Raw genomic sequence first — 18,131 nt, 5'->3', positions numbered from 1 at the left:
GCCCTTCTATTTGATTTCGTCTTTGATGAAATACAGCTCGTGGTCCGATTTCAAGCCCAGCTTCTTGATCGCGGACTGCTTTTGTCCGCTGATGGTTTTGATGCTCTTCGAAAATTTATCGGCGATTTCGCTTACGGTCATCCCATCGAGAAAGCAACGCAGCACCTCCAGTTCCCTAGGGGACAAGGCGGACAAGCGGACCACCCGGTTCATCGCATCCGGCGCATGCGTGGAACTGTCGGCGGGCACACTGTCCGCCTGCTGAGCCTGCGCCAGTTCCAAGGCCATTTCCGCCGTCAAATAGACGCGCCCGGTCACCGTCACCCGGATCGCCCTCACCAGTTCGTTCAAGTCCTGCTGCTTGCCGACGAAGCCGCGCGCGCCGGCCCTCAAAGCCAAGGACACTGTGGCGGTATTGTAATAAGAAGACATGATCAAGATCGCCACCTCCGGAAAACGCGCACGGATGGCGCGGATGAGGTTCAAACCATCCATGTCCTGAGGCTGCAACGCATAATCCAGCACCAGCACATCCGGCCTATCATGGTTCAACGCCGCCAGAAAAGAGCGGCTGTCGCCAAAACAGCCCGCCAAGTCGATATCGCTCTCCTGCGACAACCTAAAGCCCAACCCCTGCCTGACCACCTCATGATCGTCCAACAACATCACTTTGATTTTTCTTTTCTTCATCCCCCCTCCATGGCAATGAAAATCATTTCAGCATCAATTAAAACATCCGCCCTTTTAAAAATACACTCAAACGCAGCATGCGCAATCTTCGCGCCACAGCCACATCCGTCTCTATTCCGTCAAAAACACACTACAACATTTCAAGAACCGCCCGTGATAAAGGGTAAAGCATGGCAAAACCCTGCATTTTATAAACAAATGCCATGCAAAAAAGCAATCAAGCGAAATGGGTATTTTTCAAAAATAAAAAAAGACAAGTCCATACCATGCATGTGCCGCTACGTTTCCACATCTTTTTTTGCAAAAGGCTAAATTCCTTGATAAATTCGCGTCAACAAGACCATTCTCAAACCTATGGCGTTCACTAAAACCTGTTTACATTCTGCCGCGCGTCGACAACACAGTATTGGAAACCGTATCTTAATATCCATGCGCCGCGATTACATTTTGCTTGCCCCGTAGTTTCGCCTTATTTCGCGCGATTATCCACTCTTAGCGCCTATTCCCACGCCACGCTAGTCGTATTGCAATCCAATGTTTTCGAGAGCATGCATCGTAAAACGGCCTGACCGACTATAATACTCAAGCAAACACATTCAACATGGCAATCGCATGGCAAAAAACACAACCATCAGATTTAATCTACTCTTTATCGCCATGCCTCTGCGCCATGTCATTAATACTACGATGTATGCCATAGCCTGGCCGGCGCTGCTTATTTTCTGCTTGTGCGCGTCCAGCGCGACCAGCCGGGCGGAATCTCCGCCCTATACCGCGGAAGAAACCGCCTGGATCAAACAGCACCCCATCATATACTATTCCATCGACCCTTACTGGCCATTGGAATATATTGAAAACGGCAGCCACAAGGGACTGAGTTGCGCCTATTTGAAAGCCATTGCCAAAAAAAGCGGCCTGCGGTTTCAGTTAGTCTCGACGAAAAACACTCAGGACATGATAGGCAAATTGAAAAGCGGCCAGATCTATCTGGCCACTATGGGCGCGACGCAGCTGATTCCCAAGGAATACGGCATCCCGCTGCTGAATAGCCAGCCCTATGCCTCCACCGCCACCATCATCATCACCAAAGCCGGCGCCGAGGGCTTGTTCAATCCGTCCCAATTGGAGCACAAAGCCGTAGCGGTCAAGGGAGGGGGCGGCTACGAGCAGTATCTGCGCGCGCACTACCCCTATTTGAAGTTGGTGCTGATCAACGACCCAGTGGCGGCTTTGAAAGCCGTCGCAGACGACAAAGTGTTCGCCGCCATCGGCGCGGAAATCGTCTTTCGCCCGGTGCTGCAAGGACGCTTCCCCAAAACGCTGCAAATCTCCGGCACCATGCCGGAAATGTTCACCGGCCTGAACATCAAAGTGGCGCAGCAATACCCGGAGCTGCGCTCCATCATCGACAAAGCCCTGTTGCAACTCAGCCCATCCGAAACCGACGAGATTTTTGACGATTGGGTAGCCGACATCGACTTCGGCAAACCCTCCATGCATCAGATCAGCCGCTACTACCTGCCCGAAATCCTGCTGGTGCTCTGCGTGCTGTCGGTCATGCTCTTCCTGTTTACCCAGGCGCGCTGGGCCAAGCGCCGGGCCGTGGCCAGCGAAGAGGCGAAATCGAAATTCATCGCCATGATGAGCCACGAAATCAGGACGCCGATGAACGCCATCCTCGCCGCTATCGAACTCTTGCAACAAACCCGGCAAAGCAAGCAGCAACAGGAGCTCGCCGCGCTGGCCGGCTCCTCCGCCCTCAACCTGCTGGAACTGCTGGACGATGTGCTGGACACCGCCAAGCTGGAGGCGCGGCACTTGGCGCTGGAAAAACTGCCCACCGATCTGCTGGAGCTGGCCAGAGGGATCAGCGACAGCCAGCGCCTGAGCGCCAGCCGCAAAGGGCTGGCACTGACCCTGGCGGCGGACGGGCTGGAAAACCGCCTGTTGATTCTGGATCCGATGCGCATGCGTCAGATCATGACCAATCTGCTCTCCAACGCCATCAAATTCACCGATCGCGGCGAGGTGGCGCTCTTGATGCAGTTCAATCTGCAAAGCGCGAAATCCGGCAAGCTCCTGGTCACCGTGCGCGATACCGGCGTCGGCATCGCCAAGGCGCAGCAGGAAAAACTCTTCCGCGCCTATAGCCAAGCGGAGCGCTCCACCAGCCGTCGCTACGGCGGCAGCGGCCTGGGCCTGAGCATCTGCAAACAGCTGATCGAACTGATGGGCGGCAGCATTCTGCTGGAGAGCGCCGAGGGCAAGGGCACCGCCGTCAGCTTTGTTCTGCATGTCGATGTTGCCGAGCCCTCCGCCTCCGCCTCCGCCGCCGACGCGCCGGCTCCCCCACCCCGTCCCGCGCCCTACGCCTTGCCGCCTCATCGGCTGCTGGTGGTGGAGGACATGGAGATGAATCAGCAGGCCATCCGTCGACAGCTCGCGCAACTGGGCTGCGTCGCCATCATCGCGGAAGACGGCCAGACCGCCTTGCAACGGCTGCGACAAGGCGAAACCTTCGCGATGATCCTGATGGACTGTAATCTGCCCGGCATCGACGGCTACGAAACCGCCAGGCGGATCCGGCAATTGGAGTCCGAACGAGACCTGCCCTTCACCCCCATCATCGCCGTCTCCGCGATCAGCGATCTGGCGCATAAGAACCGCTGCATCGCCAGCGGCATGGACGGCATGCTGTCCAAGCCGCTCAGCCTGCGGGATCTTGAGGACATTTTACGTCTGTGGTTAATGACGGAAGACTTCGCGCCGACACCGCTGGCCTTGCCCGGTTCGGCGCTGGACCTTGCCCGGCTGTACAGTCAGAGCGCGCAGCGGGATTTGCTCCAGTTCCGGCAAGCCGTCGCCGACCAACTGCCCGAAATCATGCTCCACCACGTGCACCGGCTCAAGGGCGGCGCGTTGACGGTGGGCGCGGAGCCTTTGACGCGGCTGGCCGCCCGGATGGAGCAAACGCTGCAAGCGGAAGGCGAACGTCCTAGCGAGAAAGCCTTGCTGACCTGGCTTCAGGAGTTTGAGATGGCCTTGGCGCAGTGGCGGCGGGATGAAGCGCCAGAGGACGGCGCTTAGAACCTGTTCATAGTCTGCTGCGCGTCGGCGATACGGCCTTGAAACCGGCTTCGAAATGCTCATGTACCACCTGTACATTTCGCTTGCTCAGCTGCTTTCGCCTTGTCCAGCCCTTGCTCGCGAGATCGTAAACAGGTTCTAGCCGCTCTTGCCGCCGCACTGATCCAACACCACCCGAATCTCGTCGCCCAGGCCCACCCGCACCATCGAGCGTCCCGTCAGCGGCGCCAACCGCGCCGCGCTGCCCGGCGCTTGTATTTTGGTGCTGCCGGTTTTGCCGCCGCAGGCCTCGTCCTGCAGCAGCCAGAAAGCCGCATTGCCGGTATTGCGGAGAACGCCGCCTTCCAAATGGAAATCCAGATAGGCCGCGCGCGGCCGGACAATCAACACGCTTCCCAACGAGACCGGGTAATCCGTCCACGCCCCGGCTCCGCGCACGTTCCGCGCGGCGGCTGCCGTTGTCGCCTCCTCCACAAGCAAGCGGTAGTAGCGTTCCCGCGTCTCCATCGCCGCGCCGCGATAGCGCAGCTTGATCGCGCCGCTGGCCCCGGCCCGCAGCGTCAGCCTCGCCGGCGCCACGGCCACTGTGGCCGCGCCGACATCCTCCGCCGCTCCGAAGCTCGACTCCAGGCCGGCGAGAGGCCGCAAGCTGACGCGATAGTCGTGCGGCTGACGAGAATCGTTTTTCAGCTCAACCCGCATTTCGCTCTTATCGGCATCCAGTTCAAGCAAGGGAGCCATCTGCAAAGACCAGGCCGGCAGCGCCGGCAACGCGCACAGCAGCGCCAACAAGGTCTTGCCTCTACTCATAGCCATCTTCGTTTCCTTCCGTCGGAGCGCGGGGCCGTGACGGCCCTGCGCACCGCCTCTGCTTATTTGGCCAGCTCCAGGCCCATCTCCACCCGCACCGTGCCCGCGCCCAACGCGCGGCCGTACCATGGGGCGCCCAGGATTGTCTGCAGCGACGCCGGATCGTCCAGTTGGAACCACACGCTGAACGGCAGCTTCCGCTTCTCCAGCCCCAAGGCGGAATCGCTGCCGTCGTCCAGCCAGGCGGCGGCGCCCAGATCATGGCTTACCGTGCCGGAACAATTGTCCGGCTCGCGCCGGCCGCCGCCGGCGGCGTCGAACGTGACCCAGGCCGGAAACAGCACCCCTTGCCGCTCATCGGCCTGCAGCGCGAAGCGGCACATTCCTTCCCGCTGGCCGGAGCCGTGCCTGCTGTCCAACGACAAACGCGCCTTGACCGCGCCCAGGCTGCGCTGGCTCAAATACCGCCGCGCCGCGCCGCGTTCCAACGTGCCCGACGGCGGCAAATTGGCCATTTGCGCGCGGATCAGGTAATCCAGCCGGATACGCCCGTCCGGCGCGCCCACCCAGCCGCTGCCCCGATTCGAACCCTCGCTGGCCGGCAGCACCGAAACGCTGGGCTTGGGCTGATAGATCCGGCCAGTGGCGTACTTGGCCCCGGCCGGAGGCGACGCGCCCGGCTTGTCTTCACTCAAGGCCGCGCCCAGTTCGAGCGCGCGCGTGGCGCGGTCGCCATCGTCAAAGCTACGCGTCGGCACCTCCACCATGATGGTTTCGCTGCCCTGCGGCAGAGTGACCGCGCCCCAATCGCCGGTATTCAAGCCCGACGACAGCACGCGCTCCCCGTCTGTCACCGTCACCCGGCCGCCCTCGTAACCATCGTCCTGCGCTTGGCCATCCTGCGGCCGGGTCCGCAGCCACAAAGTCAGCGCCTGGGGCGCCGGCGCGTTCAAACGCAGCCGGTAGCGCAGCGGCGCGCCAACCACCACATCGTCGCCGGCCTCCAGCGACTCCAGCCGCCAATTCGGCACAATCGAGAAATCCTTGTTCAACGTCTTATCCCCCTCCAGGCTGGCCGAGACGCGGTAGCCATCGCGGCCGCCGCTCACTGACTTGGCCTTGACCCCCAGCGCCAACGCCACCTGGTCGCCCTTGGCCGGCCGGAAAGTAAATACGCAATCCTTGTCGCAGCGCGGCGGAATCTGCGCTCCCGAGACTTGCAGCGTCGGTTGCTCCAAACCCCAGGCCGCGCCTTGACCCGCCACGGTAACGGTCAGGTTCCGCTCGCCCAGCGATACGCCTTCGGTGAAAATTTTGTATTCCAGCGCCTCCCCTACCCGGCCTTCGTCCGGGCCATCAAGGGAAACCAATTTCAAATCCTTCTCCACGGCATTCACCGAGGCATAAGACCAGCCGGAATAGTTGTACTCGCAGGAAACGGTTTTAAGACCGGTATAACCCCCAGTCTTGGTCCAGAGTTTGAACCTCACCGGAAACTGATATTGGCTGGGCTGGATTTCCAGCGTTTGACGCCACTTCAAGGGCAGCATGCCGATGTATTGGCCCCTGTTATCCCTCAGCTCCACGGATGCAGGGTCGCCAAACAGACCGCTGGCAAGATTCAGATCGCACTCCAAGGTGTGGTCATGCCCAGACACCGCGGGGCCATCAATGATATCGACCGCGAATTCCACCTCGGTCTCCAAAGCCGTGCTCACCATATCCGGACTGACGCTGACATGCTTGATCCTCGCCGCGTCATACTCAAACCAGCGGAACCATTGCGGTGCCGCGTGACCGTTGAAGGTCACGCCAACGTCCTTGGTGCCGGGGCCATGATCGATGGTGCAGCTCGAATTGCCGAAGCAGGCATGCTTGAACTCGAAGGTCAGCGCCTGGGTGCCCACCGGCAGTTTCAGCGTCTCCAGCAAGGAGATGTCTTGCTCGCCAAGGATGGCCGGCGAAAACTTCACATGCGCTTGTTTCCCCAATACCGAATCGCTCACCTGGCCAAACACGATTTCATCCGGCCCGCCCGCCACCACCTGCTCGTTCAGCACCAAATTGATCGAGGCCGGCAGCTCCTTCATCACCCCTTCGTGGCGAGTGCCGAAGACGAAGCTCACCTGCCCGCCCGCCTCAAGCGGCTTGGGCGCGTCCAGCGGCAACGCCAGGACATCATCGCGCTCCCCGGAATAAAACACAGCCTCCATCCCCTGCGCCTGGCGGCCACCTCCGGCCAAAGGCCAAAACAGCTCCACCGTCTTGGCGCCGGCAAACTGCGCCAGCTCCACGCTCTCCCCCAGCCTATGCCAAGGCTGCGCGCCCACCCGGAAACGCGCCTGGGGCAGCGCCTGCGAGCTGCGGACGCTGAAGCGGACGCCGCCGCCGCTCTTGGCCTGGGACTCGCCCTCCACCGAGCGCAGCGCGCACACCCGCCCATCAACGCCGTCCACCGTTTCCCGGCGACAAGCGGCTAGCGGCGGGCCCAGCCGCAGCATCGCGCTTTTCTCCGCCATCGCCTGAACCGTCGCCGGCTGACCGCGGCGCTCCGCCTCCAGCGTCAACAGCTGCCGGCCGCCCAGGGGCTGTCGCAGCCACTCGGCAAAGGCGCGGTCATTGAACACAGGATGGATCTGCCCCGCTTGCCGCTGTGCGCGGCCGACGCTGACCCGCCCCTGGCGGTCTGCTAAACCGGCGACGAAAGCCATCGGCAGCGCCTGCCGGGCTTGCAGCTCGCCGCCATGCGCGGCGCCGGCCTCGGCTTCCACATACCAGGTGACGGCGCGCTGGCCCGCCCGCGGCCGCCGCGCGCCGTACAGGCTTTGCCCTTGCTCGGCTTGCAAGGTAGTGATGTAGTGCTGCTGGCTAGGCTGATCCTCTATCGTCAGCAGCTTGAGCGCGGCAATCTTGGATTGCGGCGCCGGCAGAGAGCTTGCCGTCAAGTTCAGCGCAAAGCGGTCGCCCTGATGCTGGCGGCCATTGGAATAGAAATAAGCGTCCACCAGCGTGGACAAAGACTGCCCGGCCGCAAGCGCCGACGGCCCGCGCGGCAAGCCGTCCACGGCCGGCAGAAACAACTCCAACTCGCGGGCTCCGCTGATCTCGGAGACGGCCACGCTCTCGCCCAAGCGATGCCACTCCCGACCCACGCGAAAACGGCTTGCCGGCAACGGGCGCTTGGCGCGAACCAACAGGCGGATGTCGCCGCTCGCCCGGATTCCCGCCGTCATCCGGCGCAACACGCAGCGCTGGCCGGCCACGCCGTCCACCGTGTCCGGCCGGCACGCCTGCCCCTCCGGCGCGGCAAGCGTCAGCCTGGCCTGCTGGCTGGCGTTCAATTGATAGCTCACTGCGTCCCCGCCGCTGCGCAAGCCCTCCACCGTCAAGCGCTGCTGCCCGCCCATAGGCTGACGCAGCAAAGCGGCGAACGCGGCTTCGCTGAACACCGGGTTGAGATAGGGAGCGGCGGCGCCGAGGCCGGCCCGCACCTGGCCCTGAGCATCGGCAAAGCCGGCGAAACCGCCGGCGGGGCTGGCATGCCCCAGCTGTTGCAGCGCGAACAAGGGCGGCCTACTGCCGCTTTCCAGATACCAGGCGGCGGCGCGGCTGCCGTCTTGCGGATGGCGCTCGCCGTAAATGACTTGGTCCTGGCTGCCGCTGACGGTGGTCACGTACTGGCGGCCGCTGGGCTGATCGTCGATCAACAACAGGCCCAGCCGCGAATAACGCCGCTGAACTTGCGGCCTGCCGCCGCCCATCGCGGGCAATTGCAGATTAAAGCGATCGCCGTTGAACAAGCGCGAACGCGAGTAAAAGCCCGCCTCAATCAAGCTATCCAGGCGGATCTTGGGATGGGCGGCGATAAAGGACTGCAACTGCTCCGCCGCTGGCGGCACAAAGAACACCTCCACCGCCTTGGCGTGGGCGAAAGCGGCGATGGGCACGCTATCGTTGATATGACGCCATTCGCCGCCCACCCGGAAACGGGCCTTGGGCGTCGCCATCATCTTGGCGCGCACGGTGAACATCAGGTCGCCGCCGCTGTTGGCATTGCTTTGGCCGGAAATGGAGCGCAACACGCACAGCTTGCCGGCCGCGCCCTCCACCGTGGCGTCGCGACAGCTATTGGCCGGAGCGGGGTTGAGAATCAGATGGGCGCGCTTGCTCACCTGAGTGACGAAGCGACGCTCGCCGCCGCCCGCCAGCGTTTCCACAAAAGACAACTCGCGCGACGCGCCGGGCGCCGCCTTGGCGATGGTGTCGAAAGCCAATTCGCTCAGCACCGGGTTGACTTGGCGGCCTTGCGTCGGCTTGAAACCGTCGCCGCTCAGGCCAACGGCCGCGCCGCGCGCGTCCGCCATGCCGCGAAACGCTTGCAGCGGCTGCAATTGGCTGATGTCCCGGACCTGAGCGTCCGGCTTGTGGGTGTACCAGACGGCCACTTTCTTAGCGCCGCCGCGCGGCGCGCGCGCGCCGAAAATAGCCTGGGCCTGGCTGCCGGGCAGGACCCCGCCGCTGCTGCCCAAGGTGCTCAGGTACTGGGTACCGGCCAGCCGGTCTTCAATCAGGATCAGATCCTGCTGGCTGCGCCACTCCTGCCGGGCCGGCGCAGGGACCGGCCGCGCCGGAATCTGCTCCGGCCGCATGCCGGGCGCGGGCAAGGGCACGGCTTGCAAAGCGCCAGCCTGCGCCGTCTGCGCCAGCCCCGCACCAATGCCGGCCATCAATATCAGAGTTGAGATCCAGTATTTCATTTCAGTCCGTCTGTCCTGCTGGGATAGGGTGATGAGGTGATTGCGCATGCCGGTTCAGCCTTCCTCGTCGCGCAGCGGCGCATAGACCCGGCCCGCGTCCCGGCCATAGACAATCTTGCCCAGCCAGGCCGTGGCGCCGGCGTCCTTCAAATCCAGATTGACCCGCAAACGCTCCTCGGCTTCCGGCTCGACGCTGACCTCCGGATAGCGTTGGTCCACGTCGATGGCGAAGTTGCCCTGCTCGTCGGTCTGGGCCTGGCCAATGTGGTTGCGCACCATCACGTGGCGCAGCGGCGCGCCGTCGGCGCGGGTCAATTGGCCAAACACCGTCACCATCGGTTTCACCTTGGGCGTCACCCGCACCACATTGCCCGGGTAAAGCGTGTACTCGCGGTCGGTATCGGACACCTCGTAGCTGGCCTTGCCGCTTTCCGCGTCGCGCACGTAAAAGTGATACGTGTTGTACGCCGGCACCGCGATCAGGTTGCGGCCCTGACGCAAGCTGTAGGCCTGCTCATTCAACACCGCCTCCAGCGCGCCGTCCGGGGTCTCGGGCACGTCGACGACAATCCCGGCCTCCTCCTGCCCGCCGCCGACGGCAAGCACGCCGCCGCCCCAGGCCAGGCCGCCCTGCAAATTGACGCTGGCGCTGCGGCTGTCTTGATCCACATCCGCCGACACATTGCCCTGGCCGTAGCGGCCGTTGAAACCGACATAAGCGCCGTAGCTGGAAGACTGGCCGCCCGCGCCCTCGCGGCTGATGCTGGCATTGACGCCCGCATCGTCGATCACGCTGTTTTCAAACGATTTGCTGGCCGACAAGTCCAGGGTGTCGCCGCCGTCCCGGTGCGACATGCCCACGCTGACATTGCCGTCGATGGCGAGGTTGAAGGTCAGCATCGCGTAATACTGCTGATCGGCGGCCTTGCCGTTGAGATTGCGGCTGGTGCCAAGCTGCAACTGGGCGCCGCCCCATTTGCCGTTGTACACCTGCCGCGAATAATCGGCGCGCATGTATTGGTAGCCGCTGCCCCGGTCCCGGTCGTAGCTGAGATTGAGCGAGCCGGCGTCGACGTTCCAGCCGCGCAAATTGAAATTAGCCCCCAGCGAATCGTAATCGCGGGCGTAGAAATTCAAGCGCCGGCCCTTCGCGCCGCGCTCTCCGGTCAGCCACACGCTGCCAACGCCATGAGGCAAAGCCAGATTGAGCGTGCCCACCCGCCGCCGGGTGCCGTCGCTAGCCAACAGGTTTTGCAGGCTGGCGCGGACGGCGTCGGACAACTGCCAGGAAGCGAACCCCTCCTCCACCGTGGTCTTGTCGTTTTGGTACAGCGTCAGATTCCAGTCCACCTCATGCCAGAGCGCGCCCACCGACAAGCCGAACAAGGGCCGGTACGCACCGCCCTCGTCCGCTGCGCCCTGATCGCCGTAGCGGGACATCGCCTCGCCGGCGCCGCCCCACAGCTGCCAGTTCAAACCGTCGCGCAAGCTGGAGCCGCCCACCGGCTTATTGATGCGGTACACGCGGCGGCTCTGCACCTGACCGGCCACCAGCACCTCGACCTCCACATCGTAAACGCCGGCCTGCAAGGCCGAAGTGTCCAGCCGGTGATTGCCCATGCCCAGCCGCTGCGTGCTCAACAAGCGGCCCTCGCGCTTGACCCGCACCTCGCCGGTGGCCGGCAAATAGACATCAATGGGATTCAAGGACTGGCTGGCGTCCAGCTTCAGAGTCTGGCTGACGTTGCCGTAGGAAAAACCGTACATCCGGCTGCCGTTCAGCGTGGACACATTGCCCAGGCTCTGCAGATTCCAGCCGTCCACCATGCCCAGCGCCAGCCGTTTGCCGTCGATATCGCGCTCATACATGATGCGATCCAGCGTTACGGACTGATCCGCCGCGGCATCGTCCAGATAAGCGGAGCCCATCACATTGACATGGTCTACGCCCAAGGAAGTGGTGTTGTCGAAGGTGAGATAGCCTGAGGAATGCCCACGGCCCTGATTACGCGAGCTATAGCCGTTGAACGCGTACTTCAGCACGCTGGACAGCCCTCCCGACGACGGCGCTTGCAACGTCGATTCCCGCAGATGGGCGCTATCGGCGGCGAAACCGTCCGGATCGAGAAACAAATCCACCCGCATCGCCATCATGTCCAATTGCAGACGCTCAGTGGCATCCAGGCTCAACGCCCCGTCCGGCCCAAACGCCCGCCCCGCCGCCTCCTTCAACGCCCGCACCGCGGACGGGCTCAACACGCTTTTGTTATTGGCCAGCAGCGGATTGATCTTCTCCAGCCGCATCAACCCATCGGCCTGCAATCTCACCGTCAGCGTCGCCGAAACCACGCCCTCGTCCGAGGCATGCAGCGCCGAGCGCGCCACCAGCGGCATGGACACGCCTTGCCGCAACATGTCCTTGATCTCCGCCGACAAGGCAAGCTTGTTTAACTGCACTTGCCGCGCCAGCGGCCTGCGCGCGGACTCCGCCTCCGCGGTCAGCCCCCCCTCCGCGCAAGCCGTCTCCGCCAATATCAGCGCACTTAAAAAAGCCATCCAGTTTTTAAGATCGATACGCCGCGCACACATCATCTCGTCTCACCCAAACGCCTTGCCTTCATCGTCGCCCTCATACGCCGTTCCGCGGCGCGTCTTTTTCCGCGTCGATGAATTTCCCATCCTGTTGCAACATCACTTTGTCCTGATTGCCGCTGCTGTCTATCGTCTTGAAATTCACCGCATAGCCCGGCCCAATCCAGTAACGCTCCTTGCATACCTCGCCCAGCCGTTTGTCCTTGCACGGCCCATAGGCAATCGCTTGAAACGACACATTGCCCTGGTTTTCCAAATGGCCGCGCCGATAGGCGTAAGCGAAACGCGGCCGCTTTGGCAGCACCAACAAATTGGTCCTGATGCCCGTCAAAAACTCGACATCGCCGCTTTTTTCGGAATCCGCGCCCTCGTCCGCCAAACCCAGCAAGGCGCTTTTCCAAGTCACCTTGTAATAGCGCTCCCGCTCATCCTTGGGGCCGTTGTAAATGAAGCGCACCGCCTGATCCTGCCCCGCCGCCAGCAATACCCGCGCCGGGGTGAATTGCAGGCTGGCCCCGTCAGCCTTCACCTCGCGCGCGCCCTCATACGGCGAATCCACCTGCGTCACGCTCACCGACAACAAAGACGCCCGCTGCTCGGTGTTCCTGACATGGATGCTGACTTCCGCTTTATTGGACGGAATCGCCGAGGTCATATCGGAAACCTGAATCGCCCCGGCCAAGGCCGGCAATAGCAAATAGAGCGCAGCGCAAAAATTCAACCACCATGGCATAAGCCAGAACTCCTCAAAATAAAAAGGGAGCCAGGCTCCCTTTTATTGGCGCTACCATTTGAAATCAGCGAATGGAAACTTGGCTGCTTTCGTCTTCGCCTTTTACGGTTTTCTGCCAAGAGGCATCCAGAATCAAATCGAATTTGCCGACATACTGGCCATCGCTGAGTTTCGAAGCCTCGGTCACGATGGCGCCATTGGCATCCTTGCCGCCGGCAAACTCCGCCTTCAACTGCGAAGTGCCTTTATTCTCACCGGCCAGGGCGGCGACTTTCGCAAACTCGCCAAATCCGGACAAACCGTTCAAATCCTGCGGCTCCGCCGTCAGCTTTACCTGTTTGCCGGCATGGTCCGTCACGCTGAGATTGAAATCCATTTCACCGATAGAAGCGGTATGGCTCAGTTGATGCTGCACCGAAGAGGCTTTCACCTTGTAACCGCTGATGGTGTATTCATCCGAATTCAGCATGCGGATATCAAAATCCAGGTTTTTAGATTCGATGGTTTTGGAAATCGGGCTGTACACAAAATGCACATTCGGCTTTTTAGCCGTGATTTCGATAGCGTGGGAGCTATCCTTATCCGCGGTCACATCCCATTCGGCGGAAGCGCGGGTGGAACCGGGAACGGCGTCGGCGGCATGAGCGCCGACGCTGAATACCGCAGCCAGCAAAGCAGGCAGCACGACTTTATTCATAATTTCGCTTTCAATGACAATTCGGAAAATAAAAGCTGTAAATACAGTCAACAGCTGTATCTGGCCTGTCATTATCGAAAAGCCGCCGGTCAAACTCTATAAGAGCACTCTCAAAATACCCGGAGGGCTGGAACCTGAGAGCCTGTTCAAAGTCTCGCGAGCAAGGGCGAGACAAGGCAAAACACCGGAGAAAGCGAAATATAGAAGTGGAATATGAGCACTTCGAAGTGGCGCTCACCCTGCCGCGGCTCACAAAACACAGCAGGCCATAAACCGGTTACAACAGCCAGCCCACATGGGCCGGCTGCCCCTCCCCGGCTTAGAACCTATTTACGATCTGCTACGCGTCGGCGATACAGCGTTGAAAGCAAGCTCAAAATGCTCATGTACCCCTTGTACATTCCGCTTTTTCGCTCGTTTTCGCCTTGTCTCGCTCTAGCTCGCAAAATCGTAAACAGGTTCTTAACTCCTCTTCTTCTTGCGCCGCAACTTGCGCGGCAAGGCTTCCAACTCATCCAGGCTGAGATGGAGGCGGTTCACCGCCTCCACATGCCTCGGCAGGTCCACCTGCTCCACCCCCAGATTCAACAACAACTCCAGATAGTTGAAGAAGCTCTTGCACATGCTGCGGCGGAGGCCGCGTTGGCTGAAATCCATATCGCTGGCAATGCGGAACAACAGGCCACGCGCCGAGTGCTGGCGGTTGAGTTTCAGCATCTGCGCCAGATGGGCGGCGTACTGGCGGCCCAAGGCGCAAGCTTCAAATTCATCCTTGGCTTCGGCAGGCTGCCAGTAATGCGGATAGGTGCGGCCTTTGATACGGCGGATGAAGGGCAGGCTGAGGTCTTTGGCGTGGGGACCGGCAAAGCGGTAGCGCGAGCGCGGCCCTAGCGGTGGGAGTAGAGAGGCGTCCTGATGGACGTCTTGGGTTTCAGTAGCGGACGGAGAAAGTTCGATGCCTAGCACCGGACGGACAAGCTTTACCATTTGCAACCTCCTGAGCAGAAGGGCCCGGCCGCAAAGCGGCAAGGCGGGCACATGACAAGAGTTGGTCTACCGGTGAATGCTTGCGCAAGCCGGTGCGCCCATAAGGACGCCACTTGCCACGGCCCACCCGAATAGGCAAAGCAATGGCAACGGATACGCTGTGGAAACAGCGCATCCGCGACAAGCATTCATTATCGGGAGACCAATCCCGAGCGCCGCGATTGCTGCGGCGCGGGGGCTATTGTTGGGGAGCAGCGGGAGAGCGTCAAGCCGGCGGCATCCGGCCAGGAAGGAATAGCCGCGCCTGGCGCATTGCGCGCGGGGGATTCAAACCATCGCTTGGGCTAGGAAGAGCGTTAAATCGGCTGTTCAGGCTGCTTCGCAAAATGCCGGCGCACCCACTGCTCGCACACCAACCAAAGCTGCGGCGCGCCTTTCTGGATCACCGGGCCGTAACGGGACAGCACCTGCTCCAGCGAAACATCGTTTTGCGTCCAAGTCCCGCCGCCGGTGAAAACATTGATCAGCAAAGGCTGGAAACGGTCCAGCGCCTTGGCGAAACAGGCGTCCGCGCTTTCCGCGCGCTCAAATTCCCGCCACAAAGCCAGCAGCTCAGCGCCCTGCTCCGGCGGCAGCAAGCCAAACAAACGCTCCGCCGCCCTCGCCTCCGCTTCCGCCTGCGCCCCAGGCGCGGCCTGGCCGTGGATGGGAAAATCGCCGGCGTCCACCTCCACCACATCGTGCAGCAGCAGCATCTTGATCACCCGCTCGGTGTTGACCGGGCCGCTGGCGTAGTCGCCCAGCAGCAAGGCGTACATCGCCAGATGCCAGGAATGCTCGGCCGAGTTCTCCCTGCGGCTCTGGTCCAGCAACGGCGATTGCCGCAACACCGACTTCAAGCGGTCTATCTCTCTCAGAAAATTCAGTTGCCGTTCCAAGGCCGATACTTGCATCGCTTATCCCGTATTCAGATCTGTTACGCCACGGAGGGGGATTATAGCCGCAGCCCGGGTCTTCGCCCCTGCTCAGAGTCTCGCATGCAAGGGCGAGACAAGTCGAAAACGAGCGGGGAAGCGGAATGTACGAGTGGTGCATGAGCATTTAACAAGACCCCTGATCCCGCCTTGCGCCTCCTTGTCGTACCACTGCCGCCGCCTGCGTCGGCGCGCCTTGGCTCGGGTTCTCCATGAGGTCTTGTGAGCGGCTCTTATGGGTGTTTTCCCGGCAATCTTGCGGGAAATTTTAAAAACCACTATTGACAACGGCGCAACTTTCCTTTAAAAATAACGGCGCAGGATTTTCAAGCGTCATATCTATCGATACCTCGTTGCCCATCAAGTTGGTCTTCTTTGTTTCCTTATCTATTCCTTGATTATCATGCCATACGATAATTTTATTGTCCTTAACTGACACATGGAGTGCATTATGGAAACTGGTACCGTTAAATTTTTCAATGACGCAAAAGGCTTTGGCTTTATCACCCCGGACAATGGCGGCGACGATCTGTTCGCTCACTTCTCCGAAATTCGCGCGGATGGCTTCAAGTCTCTGAGTGAAGGTCAAAAAGTAAGCTACACCCGTGCAATGGGCCAAAAAGGCCCGGCAGCAACCGCGATTCAGCCGCTCTAAGCATTAGCGCTGCAATGAAAAAGCCCCTCACGGGGCTTTTTGTATTTTAATGGCTCGGGGTTGCATAAATCCAAAGTGGCAGCAAACCCGCTTGCAATGAAAAGAGGCCTGAAAGGGCCTCTTTTCATTTGAGTTGGCTTGGTTTGATGATTCGCAAGGATGGGAATCGAAGGGGACTTTCGTCCGCCAAACCAGCGCCATGGCAAGTGGATGGACGATGGCTGGCTCACCGCAGATTTCAGACACCGCCCTCCTTCACCCGGCCTATCGAAGCCGGGGCCGTCCACATTGCGTTCAGACAGCACGTCGTGCGGCCTGCTCCAGACTAGCCCTAGCGATTACACGGTGAAATGGCGTGATTGCCGCGAGATACGTCCGCCCCAGTAAGTTATGGCAATGCACAACAGACACCACGACGAGTTCCCTGCCGCCTGCCGCGCCAGCACGCTGCTGGATCGAGAGCCGGAAATCGAGATGCCGATCGTCCTCGCCCATCACCAGTTCCCCGGCGCTCTTCGACAGTAATGGAAAGAAACCGATCACCGGCCCCCGCGCCGCCGCAGCAAGACCGACTGCACGAGACGATTTGACGCCGACTGGCGCCATAATCATGTCCCGTACCCGCGTCAGCGCGCGAATCCACCATGCCTGCCGCTCAAATCCAACGCGCGCCAATATTTCTAGATCGTCGCTGGCTCCCGCCGGCAACTGAACCGCATAAGCATCCAACAGGTCCGCGCTCCTATACAGCGGCGCCAGGATGCTGTCGGAGGGCACCGGTATCGCATAAGCTTTATGGTCATTGCTCATCAACTAAGCCCTCCTCCGCTAGTTCCATGCCCTGTCGGATACTGAACCCGATCAGATCCTCGTAGATCTCCCGCTGCCCGGCGGGCAGTAGTGGCCGCAACGTCTCGCGGCGCTTGTCCGCATCGAACATCGACTCCACCAGCCATCCAGCCAGATATAGCGCCGCAAGGCACCCACCGGCTGTGGCAACCTTGCCCCGACACACAAGCGGCTGTTCAAGCACCTGCAGCCCGAGCTCGAGCAAGCCGTCTTTTGCATCAGGATGCGTCGTGACCCGGCCATCCGGAACCAGTCCGAGCCGCTCGAGAATATAGGCCCCGCCGCAGATCGACCCGATATGCTGTCGTGCCGGATCCAGCTTGAAAGACGGCAGGAAATCAGGGCTGGCGAGTGCAGCCGGTACGCCTTGACGGCCGCTCACGAACAAGACCGCGTCGGCTTGATTGGCATCCGATAGCGGCCCGTGTGGACACACGGTCAATCCGTGCGCGGAGGACAAGCCCTGATGCGCGCCGACGATCCGGACGCGCCAGTCTCCAATGTTGCGGCCCAGAATGTCCCACATCAAAAAGAGGTCAATGTCGGTGAATTGGTCGAATGCCACGAGAACAATATCTTTCACGATGATCTCCATGAGAATTAGCGCCACGCATTAAGCAAATGACATAACATGCTAAAAAATTCATCGTACAAATTTTTCCCATGACATACACAGCCTGTATGGAGCACGCCGATGCGCACACTGAATAGACACGACTGGGTCGAAGCGGGCTTCGACACCCTCGACAAAGTTGGTTATGGAGGAATTTCTGCAGAGAGCCTCGCGCGTCGGCTGAACGTGACACGGGGATCGTTCTATCACCACTTCCGCAACCGGGAAGACTTCGTCCGAACGCTGTTGACCACATGGGAAGACGAGCATGCGGATCGCATGCTCTGCTACGCGGCCAACAGTCGTGGCGTGGGCGAGACCCTGAAGCGCTATCTGAGCATCGCGGCAAAGAAAAGAGCCGGATGCGAAGTGGCGATCCGTGCATGGTCCTTGCACGACCCACTGGTGGCAGAGTTCCAGCAGCGCGTCGATGCAAAGCGTCTGGCGTTTGCGATTGAAACCTCTCGCCGATTGGCGCTCTTCCCTGGTGAAGCCGAGATGATGGGCCTGGCCGCACACCTATGTCTCATTGGAGGCCAGCAGGCCGGACTGAGGCGCGATGCCGAACAGTTCAACCACTTCGTGCAGCGTGCGTTTTCGTTCCTTGAAAAAATGCATTTTCACCGGCGTGCGTGAGGTTTGCGGTGTGCGCCGCCTACACCTCCAGAGCAGTCCAAAAACCTGGAC

Annotated in this window: 13 protein-coding genes; 3 read left to right on the top strand and 10 right to left on the bottom strand. The window is 60.8% G+C overall.

From position 1 onward, the window contains the following. Positions 1-6 precede the first annotated feature (6 nt). Positions 7-690 carry a response regulator transcription factor gene (locus MOV80_RS13235; RefSeq protein ID WP_043589616.1) on the bottom strand — a complete coding sequence of 228 codons (684 nt, stop codon included), beginning with the start codon at positions 688-690 and terminating at the stop codon, positions 7-9. Between the two features lie 612 nt (positions 691-1,302). Here MOV80_RS13235 and MOV80_RS13230 point away from each other — a divergent pair. After that, entirely contained in the window at positions 1,303-3,777 is a 2,475-nt protein-coding gene (locus tag MOV80_RS13230; RefSeq protein ID WP_345944382.1) for an ATP-binding protein, read from the top strand. Positions 3,778-3,915: 138 nt separating this feature from the next. On the opposite strand, the gene MOV80_RS13225 is transcribed toward MOV80_RS13230, so the two are convergent. The 7 genes from MOV80_RS13225 to MOV80_RS13195 all read right to left on the bottom strand — a co-directional run bounded on the left by MOV80_RS13225 (position 3,916) and on the right by MOV80_RS13195 (position 15,306). Continuing rightward, positions 3,916-4,593 (bottom strand): hypothetical protein, encoded by a 678-nt coding sequence (locus MOV80_RS13225; RefSeq protein ID WP_249605205.1) that lies wholly within the window; start codon positions 4,591-4,593, stop codon positions 3,916-3,918. A 56-nt stretch (positions 4,594-4,649) separates the two neighbouring features. Beyond that, positions 4,650-9,392 (bottom strand): hypothetical protein, encoded by a 4,743-nt coding sequence (locus MOV80_RS13220; protein WP_249605204.1) that lies wholly within the window; start codon positions 9,390-9,392, stop codon positions 4,650-4,652. A gap of 6 nt (positions 9,393-9,398) precedes the next feature. Further along, complete coding sequence (locus MOV80_RS13215; protein WP_249605203.1) at positions 9,399-11,900, bottom strand: TcfC E-set like domain-containing protein; 2,502 nt, start codon at positions 11,898-11,900, stop codon at positions 9,399-9,401. A gap of 73 nt (positions 11,901-11,973) precedes the next feature. After that, positions 11,974-12,669 carry a fimbria/pilus periplasmic chaperone gene (locus tag MOV80_RS13210; protein ID WP_249605202.1) on the bottom strand — a complete coding sequence of 232 codons (696 nt, stop codon included), beginning with the start codon at positions 12,667-12,669 and terminating at the stop codon, positions 11,974-11,976. A gap of 64 nt (positions 12,670-12,733) precedes the next feature. After that, a complete protein-coding gene (locus MOV80_RS13205) occupies positions 12,734-13,438 on the bottom strand; it encodes a hypothetical protein (RefSeq protein WP_249605201.1) in 705 nt (234 codons plus the stop codon). 390 nt (positions 13,439-13,828) lie between these two features. Beyond that, positions 13,829-14,353 carry a hypothetical protein gene (locus MOV80_RS13200; RefSeq protein ID WP_249605200.1) on the bottom strand — a complete coding sequence of 175 codons (525 nt, stop codon included), beginning with the start codon at positions 14,351-14,353 and terminating at the stop codon, positions 13,829-13,831. A gap of 356 nt (positions 14,354-14,709) precedes the next feature. Then, the gene (locus MOV80_RS13195) at positions 14,710-15,306 is read right to left on the bottom strand and encodes an HD domain-containing protein (protein WP_019102092.1); all 597 of its coding nucleotides are present in this window, start codon (positions 15,304-15,306) and stop codon (positions 14,710-14,712) included. A 472-nt stretch (positions 15,307-15,778) separates the two neighbouring features. Here MOV80_RS13195 and MOV80_RS13190 point away from each other — a divergent pair, with 472 nt between their 5' ends. Then, the gene (locus MOV80_RS13190; RefSeq protein ID WP_019102093.1) at positions 15,779-15,982 is read left to right on the top strand and encodes a cold-shock protein; all 204 of its coding nucleotides are present in this window, start codon (positions 15,779-15,781) and stop codon (positions 15,980-15,982) included. 294 nt (positions 15,983-16,276) lie between these two features. Here MOV80_RS13190 and MOV80_RS13185 read toward each other — a convergent pair whose 3' ends face one another. Beyond that, positions 16,277-16,792 (bottom strand): DUF2867 domain-containing protein, encoded by a 516-nt coding sequence (locus MOV80_RS13185; protein ID WP_249605199.1) that lies wholly within the window; start codon positions 16,790-16,792, stop codon positions 16,277-16,279. Next, positions 16,782-17,426 carry a DJ-1/PfpI family protein gene (locus MOV80_RS13180; RefSeq protein WP_249605198.1) on the bottom strand — a complete coding sequence of 215 codons (645 nt, stop codon included), beginning with the start codon at positions 17,424-17,426 and terminating at the stop codon, positions 16,782-16,784. The genes MOV80_RS13185 and MOV80_RS13180 overlap by 11 nt, the downstream gene beginning before the upstream one ends. Positions 17,427-17,525: 99 nt before the next feature. Here MOV80_RS13180 and MOV80_RS13175 point away from each other — a divergent pair, with 99 nt between their 5' ends. Then, the gene (locus MOV80_RS13175; RefSeq protein WP_249605197.1) at positions 17,526-18,080 is read left to right on the top strand and encodes a TetR/AcrR family transcriptional regulator; all 555 of its coding nucleotides are present in this window, start codon (positions 17,526-17,528) and stop codon (positions 18,078-18,080) included. Positions 18,081-18,131 lie beyond the last annotated feature (51 nt).

Source organism: Chromobacterium sp. IRSSSOUMB001 (assembly GCF_023507765.1).
Classification (GTDB): domain Bacteria; phylum Pseudomonadota; class Gammaproteobacteria; order Burkholderiales; family Chromobacteriaceae; genus Chromobacterium; species Chromobacterium haemolyticum.
The sequence above is the reverse complement of the archived record's forward strand: the minus strand, read 5'-3'. Positions and strand labels throughout refer to the sequence as shown.